Raw genomic sequence first — 1,140 nt, forward strand, 5'->3', positions numbered from 1 at the left:
CGCTGTTATGTAAAAAAACAACCACTTTTTTAAAAATTTTGCAAAACATACCCATAGGCCTCCTTTTTAGGGCATAACTAAGCCATTACACGCATCCATATTACATTTGAATATGTGTGTGCAACGTGTGTCTGATCCATTCAGAAATAAAGTATTCAGCCTGTCGTAAACAGTCACCGTTTATAATACGGGCTGCATGATATCATTAAATTATTGAGAATGTGCAGCTGCAATCTCGAAAAAACGGGGTTAAACCCACGCAAGCGAAGCCAAACAGTCTGCACAGAGAATATTAATCTGAACGGTTATTCTTACGCTAACTTCCCTTTTCTACTGATACAAGACCATACACATATTCACGTTCATTAAGCCATACATATCGTATCCTGTTAAGTAACTTTTTGGCTATTCTGACTATTGCTACAGATCCATCGCAGCGCTTCCTTAGGTGTCCATATGCATTTAACAATGCAGGATCATACCTTATTGCTACCCATGCACTCTCTATAAGTGCTGGTCGAAGATGTTTGTTATGCCTGAAGCATATTCCTCCTTCTACTACCTTGGTATCTGAGGACTGTGTTGATGGTACTAAACCTACATATGAAGCCAAATGATCCAGGTTGCAAAACCTCTTAATGTCAAATAGTTCTACATATAAAGCGAACGCCGTTAAAGTGCCCAGACCTGGTATTGTCTTGAGCAGCTTTATTATAGGTATACTTTTGGAAATTGTACGTATCTCTTTGAGTGCATCAGCTTTAGATTTTCTCGCATGCTCAAATTCTTCAATATGATTAAGTAAAACCTGCTTATTGTATTCATTTGCCAACTCTAAGCTGCTTAAGTACTGTATGAAACTATTAGACCAACAGTTCCTATCATATTCTTTGGGTATGTCCACACCAGAAAAATGAAGGTGCCCCTTTAAAAAGTTCTTCACTTGAGTTAATCGACGGGACTTCTGTCTGTAAATACGATACAGACACCGTAATGACTCTTGTTCTTCTGTGGGAACATAAATACCCTTCAATGATCCATTGGCAAGCTCTCGACTGAGTTTTCTGCTATCGATAGGATCTGACTTACGATCACGTTCTTTATTGGTGGATGGTACATCTGCTGGATTTACAATTATAT

General features: G+C 38.4%; 1 protein-coding gene. It reads right to left on the reverse strand.

Features of this window, described 5'->3' with window-relative positions; genetic code table 11:
* Positions 1 to 316: 316 nt before the first annotated feature.
* The coding region (locus QA601_18950) for an IS110 family transposase (GenBank protein ID MDG5817180.1) at positions 317 to 1,140 on the reverse strand (824 nt) is incomplete at its 5' end.

The sequence above is a fragment of the Chitinispirillales bacterium ANBcel5 genome (genome assembly GCA_029688955.1).
In the GTDB taxonomy this organism is placed as follows: Bacteria; Fibrobacterota; Chitinivibrionia; order Chitinivibrionales; family Chitinispirillaceae; genus Cellulosispirillum; species Cellulosispirillum alkaliphilum.